At 37.8% G+C, this 7,132-nt stretch carries 10 protein-coding genes; 4 read left to right on the forward strand and 6 right to left on the reverse strand.

Translation table 11 applies throughout. The features are described from left to right. Position 1 precedes the first annotated feature (1 nt). Together CXF89_RS20910 and CXF89_RS20915 are read right to left on the reverse strand one after the other, a co-directional pair. The gene (locus CXF89_RS20910) at positions 2–223 is read right to left on the reverse strand and encodes a penicillin-binding protein (protein ID WP_121955663.1); all 222 of its coding nucleotides are present in this window, start codon (positions 221–223) and stop codon (positions 2–4) included. Positions 224–232: 9 nt separating this feature from the next. Continuing rightward, positions 233–1,003, reverse strand: coding sequence for an undecaprenyl-diphosphate phosphatase (locus CXF89_RS20915; protein ID WP_121955664.1), 771 nt, complete (start codon positions 1,001–1,003; stop codon positions 233–235). Between the two features lie 237 nt (positions 1,004–1,240). Between CXF89_RS20915 and CXF89_RS20920 the strand changes: the two genes are divergently transcribed. The 3 genes from CXF89_RS20920 to CXF89_RS20930 are packed head-to-tail and all read left to right on the forward strand — an operon-like array spanning position 1,241 to position 3,362. Next, entirely contained in the window at positions 1,241–1,528 is a 288-nt protein-coding gene (locus CXF89_RS20920; protein ID WP_121955665.1) for a hypothetical protein, read from the forward strand. Then, complete coding sequence (locus CXF89_RS20925) at positions 1,525–3,120, forward strand: PepSY-associated TM helix domain-containing protein (RefSeq protein WP_180961437.1); 1,596 nt, start codon at positions 1,525–1,527, stop codon at positions 3,118–3,120. The genes CXF89_RS20920 and CXF89_RS20925 overlap by 4 nt, the downstream gene beginning before the upstream one ends. Then, positions 3,117–3,362 carry a hypothetical protein gene (locus CXF89_RS20930; RefSeq protein ID WP_007581829.1) on the forward strand — a complete coding sequence of 82 codons (246 nt, stop codon included), beginning with the start codon at positions 3,117–3,119 and terminating at the stop codon, positions 3,360–3,362. Before CXF89_RS20925 ends, CXF89_RS20930 begins: the two co-directional genes overlap by 4 nt. Before the next feature lie 9 nt (positions 3,363–3,371). Here the strand turns inward: CXF89_RS20930 and CXF89_RS21510 are convergent, their stop codons facing one another. After that, positions 3,372–3,545 (reverse strand): DUF6363 domain-containing protein, encoded by a 174-nt coding sequence (locus tag CXF89_RS21510; protein ID WP_374703133.1) that lies wholly within the window; start codon positions 3,543–3,545, stop codon positions 3,372–3,374. Between the two features lie 61 nt (positions 3,546–3,606). Here CXF89_RS21510 and CXF89_RS20940 point away from each other — a divergent pair, with 61 nt between their 5' ends. Further along, entirely contained in the window at positions 3,607–4,479 is an 873-nt protein-coding gene (locus CXF89_RS20940; RefSeq protein WP_024591872.1) for an SMP-30/gluconolactonase/LRE family protein, read from the forward strand. A 34-nt stretch (positions 4,480–4,513) separates the two neighbouring features. Here CXF89_RS20940 and CXF89_RS20945 read toward each other — a convergent pair whose 3' ends face one another. The 3 genes from CXF89_RS20945 to CXF89_RS20955 all read right to left on the reverse strand — a co-directional run. Further along, positions 4,514–4,969 carry an NfeD family protein gene (locus tag CXF89_RS20945; RefSeq protein WP_024591871.1) on the reverse strand — a complete coding sequence of 152 codons (456 nt, stop codon included), beginning with the start codon at positions 4,967–4,969 and terminating at the stop codon, positions 4,514–4,516. Positions 4,970–4,990: 21 nt separating this feature from the next. Next, positions 4,991–5,944 carry an SPFH domain-containing protein gene (locus tag CXF89_RS20950; RefSeq protein WP_007581832.1) on the reverse strand — a complete coding sequence of 318 codons (954 nt, stop codon included), beginning with the start codon at positions 5,942–5,944 and terminating at the stop codon, positions 4,991–4,993. A gap of 129 nt (positions 5,945–6,073) precedes the next feature. Then, the coding region (locus CXF89_RS20955) for a diguanylate cyclase domain-containing protein (RefSeq protein WP_121955667.1) at positions 6,074–7,132 on the reverse strand (1,059 nt) is incomplete at its 5' end.

The raw sequence follows: 7,132 nt of genomic DNA on the forward strand, positions 1-7,132 counted from the left end.
TTTAATACGTTGAATTTGGGGTATATTGCGGGTTGATATCGCCACCTACTTCCTCTGGGTCAACATCGTTAATAAGCAGTGTTTCACTTACAGCTTCAATGTGATCAAGTACGCTTTGGTAGCGCTCGCCATATTCATACTTTGTCACTTCAATCGCTTTAGGCATGTAAGTAAAAGCTATTTTTAGGGCGTGGAGTGCTTCTTCGTTTATTTTTTCGCTCATAATATTCTCTTATGTGTAGGCTATAGCTAATAAAATAACACCAAATACGATTCGGTAAAGACCAAAACTAACAAAAGTGAAATTTTCTAGAAAGCGTATGAATAGTTTAATAGTAAAGTAAGCGACTATAAAAGACGTTAAAAAACCCACAGTAAGGGCAGTTAGGTCATCTAAGCTAAACAGTTGGTAATGTTTAAGTAAGTCGTACCCTGAGGCTGCTGCAAGTACAGGTAAACCAAGTAAAAATGAGAATTCAGCGCTGGCTTTTCGGTTTAAACCACACAACATGGCACCAACAATAGAACTTCCAGCACGACTAGTCCCTGGAATTAACGCAAATACTTGTGCTACGCCAATCCAAAGAGCTTGTTTATAAGTAACTTGGGTTACATCGGTAGTTGTGCAGTGAGTCTCTTTATAACTGCGCTCTAATAGTAAAAAAATCACACCGCCTACAATAAACATAACACCTACTACCTGTACGCTAAACAGTGTTTTTATTACATCACTAAATATAAAACCAATAATACCCAAAGGAATAAATGCAATGGCAACTTTCACCCATAAATTGAAATGTTTAGGGCTGAACTTGTCTTTATAATTGGCTAGTACCGCTAAAATGGCGGCAAGTTGGATAATGACTTCGAAGGCGAGGTTAGCGTCTGTTGATTCAATGCCTAACCACTTTGACGCTACAATTAAGTGCCCAGTTGATGATATGGGTAAAAATTCTGTTATACCTTCAATAATACCTAAAATAATCGCGTTAATTATATCCACGGTTTACTGCTTCCTGAAAAATTAAAAAGCCCGAACTAGGCTTAACTGAAATGACGCATTACTGCGTACCTAAATTGCGAGGCGTAGCATAAAAGCTCTAAAGGCAAACCAACAGTGTTTTTAGACTTAATTTGTTTAATAAATTGCATTAAGCGCTAAACGCACAATATAATGGCAATTGTTATCATTTACATATGCTGTTTTTGTATATGTTTGGGCAAATTTATTGAGCGAATAATGAATAATAAAAAAACGTTTACAGCTACACGGCGAAGGCACTTAATTGCGTGTGTATTAGCGCTAGTTACTGCGGTAATAATGATTCCGGGTATGACAACCTATTTACCGTTTCAAATGAATGAACAAATATTACTACCTATTTTACTGTTTCCTGTTATTTGGACTGCGTTGTTTATTTATGCGTATTTGGCACAAAAAGCATGGCAACCTTTTGTAGTCATGATTGCATTGTGTATATCACATGGTTTATTGAGTTTTTGGGCATTAACGCAGGGGCAGGGATGAAGTCGATTACTTTAAAAAAGCTATTTTTATTACATAGCTGGGTAGGAATTATTACTGCGGTACTGCTATTTATTGTTGCATTTAGTGGGGCGTTAGCAGTTCTGTCGCGACCTGAGTTAAAAATATGGGCTAATCCAGAACTGCAATCTAGCCAACACGTTGCTAGCGCGCAGATTAACCGACTAGTAAACGAATACCATAAACAAGTACCTAGTGAATTTGGCGAAAACATTCATGTGTTTTTACCAAGTGGGCATAACTTTCATTTGTTAACGTTGGTATTTGAATCTCACCATGGCGATGAAAATTACGACCAAGAGGTGGCCAGAGTATTTCAATTTCATCCCGATACGTTGACGCTGGAAAATACTTACTATGGGCCTAGTAAAGAGTTTTACGCTAATAAAAAAACAGATGCGCCAACCTACATAGGTGAGTTTCATGCAGATTTGCATTTAGGGCGACCAATTGGGTTAATACTCACTGGGTTTTTAGGTTTAACGCTTTTAGTAAGTGCAGTGACAGGCTTGTTTATTCATCGCAAATTGATAAAAGAGCTCTTTACGTTTAGGCGAGATAAAGGGTTAGATATTGCAGTAAGCGATGCTCATAAGGTTATAGGTATTTGGGGCAGCGTATTTAATATTGTGATTGGTTTTACAGGATCATTTTTAGGGCTCGCGACCATTATTTTACTACCAGCAGCTGCGTTTGTGAGCTTTGGTGGCGATCAAGATAAGTTAATAGAAACGTTTACCGCTATTCCTGAGCCTGTAGTTAGCCACATTAAGCAACCTACAAAAATAGACACTATTTTAGAGCATGCTCATAGTCGTTACCCTGAAGCAATAATTAGGGATGTCACAATAATGGCGCATAACGATGCGAATGCGCAGGTATATTTGCGTTTGTTAGGTGGTGAGGCTGTTGCTTCTCAGTTACTGCATTATCAGGGCAATGGTGAGTTTGTGCAGTCGATGAGTAGTTTTGGTGATATTTCAGGTGTTTCGATAAAAGTAATTGAGTTGATGTTTCCGCTGCACTTTGGGAACTTTGCAGGAGTGTTTGTAAAATTACTTTGGGTATTGCTTGGCTTAAGTACTGCGCTTTTACCTATTTCAGGCATGATGATGTGGCTCACAAAGCGTACGCGTGGCAGTAGCCCATCGCTTAGTATGCAGGCCTATGCACGCTGGAATCGTTTTATTATTGGCAGTTGTGGCGGTTTGGTATTAGCAAGCTTTGTGCTATTTCCTGTGCAAGTTTTACTTAATTATAGCGTTGTTGGTGTGGCGCAAAATAGCTTTTTTGGACCCGTGTTCTTTTATACGTGGTTGGCATGGTTACTATTAAGTGTATTGCCCATAGGTTATAAAAACTATTTTAAGCTGACACTTTTACTATGCGGCGCTTCGCTTGCTTTGGTGCTGCCACTTAATATTTTACTTGGCGTTAGCAATGTTATTAACCTTAATAGCTCGCTTGTCGCGGTAGTAGATATAAGCTTTATGGTGGTGGGTATCGTGTGTATGTTTGTTGTCTTAAAAATAAAAAACACACAAAAATTACAAATTGAGGTACAACCCGCATGAACGAGCTACTAATTACAATTGCGATGGTAAGTTTATTATTAATGATGCTCAACCTACGAAAAAACACACTTACATTAGCGACTAAAACATTTTTAAGTGCACTGCTATTTGGTTTAGCGCTGATATGTTTTATGAGTGTTTACGGTATTTTAGGCGGTGCAATATGCACCGTTGTGGGAGCTATGTTAGCTGGTTTACTAACCGCAGTTATTGCGGGTAAAGCACCGCAATTATTAGGTTAAATAATGCAGTTATTTAGCTAAAAAGGCCTTAGCAGTATCAATTCCCATGTTGTAACCACTATTAAGTATTTCAAACTTTTTAGTGGTACGCCCAACTTTAAAATTAGCCGGTGGTCCAATGATATTGATTTTGCAGTCACTAGGGCGTGTTGATAAATTAAAGCCAGGTACACATCGCGAAATTCACTGTTTTCTGGTAAGGTTTGGGTTACAAGGCTTTGTTAATAATAAAGAATAAGTATTTATGTTTGACCCTAGCGTAACCATTTTTGAAAGCACACAGAATCAGCTTGCAGAAAGTCCTCTTTGGCACCCTATGCTGAATACTTTTTTTTGGGTCGACATAAATAAAAAATTACTTTTAAGCAAAAAAATACACAGCGAAAGCCAACCAAAAACAGTTAATATGCCCGATACGCTCAGTGCAATAGCGTGGATTGATGAGCAGCACTTGTTGCTAGGTACAAGCACTGGTTTATATAAATACCATATTAATTCGAGCACTCGCCACCTTATTCTTAATATTGAAAATACACAACTAAATAGGCGTTCAAACGACGGCCGCGCTGATCCATGGGGTGGTTTTTGGTTAAGTACAATGAACGTAAATGCTAAAAAAGGTTACGGTAAAATATACCGTTATTATAAACACCAGCTTAAAGCCGTTGTAAGTGGTTTGAGTATCCCAAATGGATTGTGCTTTGATAAGCCACGTTTACGCGGTTATTACTGCGACTCTTTAACGAGTTGTATTTATGTATTAGATTTGGATGAGCAAACTGGCGAACCTTGCTCTGAGCCACGTGTTTTTTATCAATTTAATAACACTGATGTTGACCCCGATGGCTGCGTAACCGACCAATTAGGTAATTTGTGGCTAGCTGTTTGGGGAATGGGGTGTGTTATATGTTTATCCCCAGGCGGTGAGCTAATTAAAACAATAAAGCTTTGTGCAATAAAACCGACATGCACCGCATTTGGTGGTGAAAATGCTGAATTGTTACTTGTGACATCGGCATTTGATGAATCGATTAATAATACTGTTAGTGAACAAGGCGCTGTATTTCAAATCTCAGGCATAAAAAACGGGCAGTTTGAGCCGCCCGTTTTACTGTAATTTATTATACACAGTGCTTGTTTTAAAGTGATGATTAGCTTTTAGGCTTAATCCACATAACACCCACTTCTTTTTTGGTTACTAAAACCTCAGTACCGGCGCTAATTGGTTGCTCACTTTTGAGTTTCCAGCTAATACCTGAATATTGATGTGTAGTTAAACCTTGTTCTGTTACATCGCTAGTAAGTACAAAAGTAAGTTCAGCAAAATCACTATTCACTTGCTTCTTATCTACGCGATTTTGCATTTGTTTTAATGGTTTCCAAAGTGCAACGGCCAAGCCAGCTGTTACAACTGCATTACTCCAAAGGGCTGTTGTTAATGAGTCAGGCAAAATACCAAAACTCATTAATAATCCTGTAAGGAATAACGATAATCCAAAAAACAACAAAATAAATGTAGAAAGGCCAAGTACTGCTACTTCTATTATTAAAGCAACAATACCAAGTACCATAAGTGTTTGCGGTAAATTTTGCGTAATAAAATCCATACAAACCTATTTATTTAGTTATTAACCCAGATGCTTTTTATTTAAGCTATTAATGATTGCCATACCTTGGGCAACCATTGAGCTTGCATCTGTCGCGTTGTCTGGTAGTAATACAATTGATGATTCACGAGCAATAGCTTCTTTAGCCGCGATTGCTTTAGTTGCTAAATCTAGCTGAATTGCTTTTTGACCTTGCTCTGTATCTGCAGCTTCACCTATTTTAATAAGTGCATTTGCTTGTGCTTCTGCAACTGTAGTAATAGCTGTTGCTTCACCTTCAGCGCGTAAAATTTGCTCGGCTTTGTCGGCTTCAGCAGCAAGTACTTGTGCTTGTTTTTTACCTTCAGCAACGTTGATATTTGCTTGGCGATCACCTTCTGACTCTAAAATTTGAGCTCGTTTAACACGCTCAGCTTTCATTTGTGCTTCCATCGCTTCCATAATAGAGTTAGGCGGCACAATATCTTTAATTTCGTAGCGAAGTACTTGAATACCCCAAGGCTCAGATGCCTGGTTTATAGCTGCAACAATGTTGGTATTAAGTAAATCACGCTCTTCAAATGTTTTATCAAGCTCCATTTTACCTAATTCTGAACGCATTGTTGTTTGTGAAAGTTGTACAACTGCAAACGTATAGTCGTCAACGCCATACGTTGCTTTGTATGGGTCTAGTACTCTAAAGTACAGTACGCCATCAACTATAAGTGAGATGTTATCTTTAGTGATAGCTGACTGCGATGGTACATCTTGAGCTTGTTCTTTTAAGCTACGATCAGCCGAGATTCTATCAATAAATGGAATAATAAAGTTGAGGCCGGCTTCTTTAGTTGATTGGTATTTACCAAAACGTTCGATTAACCAGGCGCGGTTTTGTGGTACAAATTTAACGCTACTTTTTAAAAGCACGATAACAAAAACAAGTAAAAAAGCCTCAACAGTAAAAACCATATCGAGAATTTGTGTGACTGGATCCATTTAAACATTCCTTATAATAATTAAACGCTGAGTGGTTGTATTGTTTATAATTTCAGCGTGTATAGATTATCACTACAGCGAACTTTTAACCACTAAAACTCACTGTAGCGCGCCGACTTAGTCGGTTTTTTAAAAACTGGCTATTTTATTTCTGCCTGTTTCTTTTGCGTTATAAAGGGCTATGTCGGCGTTAGTTATTACTTCTTTAGGTGTTGTTTTTTGATTGGGTATAAGGCTATAAAATCCAATACTCAAAGAGAGGTAATTACTAGCACTTGAAAAATTATGTTCAATTGCGAGTTCTGCGATTTTTTCCTGAATAAGAACAGCAAACCTTTGACAATGATCTGTGTCGACTGCAGGTAAAATTATCGCAAATTCTTCACCACCGAAACGAGCGGCTAAATCACCTTCACGTTTACAAAGATCATGCAGCGCTTTGGCAACTCGTTTTAACACTTCGTCTCCGAGCTGATGCCCATAGTTATCGTTATAACGCTTAAAAAAATCAATATCACACATTATTAAACTAATGGGTTCTTTATTACGTGCGCCGCGCTTTATTTCGCATTTTAAAGTTTGATCAAAACAGCGTCTGTTAGCAATGTTTGTAAGGCCATCAGTATTAACTTGTTTGTTAAGTTTATGATTGGCATTAATGAGTTGCTGTTGAGCATGTTGTAGCTCTTGCTTATAATTTAAATTTTTGAAAGCATTAGCAAGCATTTCACCTACTAACCTTAGGCGAATAAGGTCTAAATCAGTCCAGTTTCGCTTTTGAACAACGCAATCACAGCCTATAAAGCCAACGAGCTCTTTGTCATAACGTAACCCGATGCAAAGTACTGATTTTATTTTTTGTCGCTGAAAAATTATTTTTTCGCTCGTTGCTTGGATAGGTAACAACGTTACATCGTTAACTCTAAATAAGTGAGTACGGGCCATTAAAGTAAAAAAATAAGGGAGGTCGCTTTTTGGAAGGTCCTGTAAGTCGTCTTTAAATGCTTGTATATCGTTATTTACCCATTCGTGAGTGTTATTTATTGTTTTACCGTCCTCGGCAAACTTAAATAAATAACTTCTATCTGCGTGGCATACGGTACCAATAGCTTTTAATGCGTAGTTGATATGCTTATCAACGTCGTCGTTTTGAATATCAATTAAGTCAGTTGATATGTTCGAAATGAT

The sequence above is a fragment of the Pseudoalteromonas sp. MelDa3 genome (genome assembly GCF_002863625.1).
Lineage (GTDB): Bacteria > Pseudomonadota > Gammaproteobacteria > Enterobacterales > Alteromonadaceae > Pseudoalteromonas > Pseudoalteromonas arctica.

What these genes read in the sequence shown, in the direction of transcription:
- CXF89_RS20945 (WP_024591871.1), bottom strand. Translation starts at nt 4,969, where the DNA reads ATGGATTTTATTACGCAAAATTTACCGCAAACACTTATGGTACTTGGT.
- CXF89_RS20930 (WP_007581829.1), top strand. Translation starts at nt 3,117, where the DNA reads ATGAACGAGCTACTAATTACAATTGCGATGGTAAGTTTATTATTAATG.
- CXF89_RS20925 (WP_180961437.1), top strand. Translation starts at nt 1,525, where the DNA reads ATGAAGTCGATTACTTTAAAAAAGCTATTTTTATTACATAGCTGGGTA.
- CXF89_RS20920 (WP_121955665.1), top strand. Translation starts at nt 1,241, where the DNA reads ATGAATAATAAAAAAACGTTTACAGCTACACGGCGAAGGCACTTAATT.
- CXF89_RS20950 (WP_007581832.1), bottom strand. Translation starts at nt 5,944, where the DNA reads ATGGATCCAGTCACACAAATTCTCGATATGGTTTTTACTGTTGAGGCT.
- CXF89_RS20910 (WP_121955663.1), bottom strand. Translation starts at nt 223, where the DNA reads ATGAGCGAAAAAATAAACGAAGAAGCACTCCACGCCCTAAAAATAGCT.
- CXF89_RS20940 (WP_024591872.1), top strand. Translation starts at nt 3,607, where the DNA reads ATGTTTGACCCTAGCGTAACCATTTTTGAAAGCACACAGAATCAGCTT.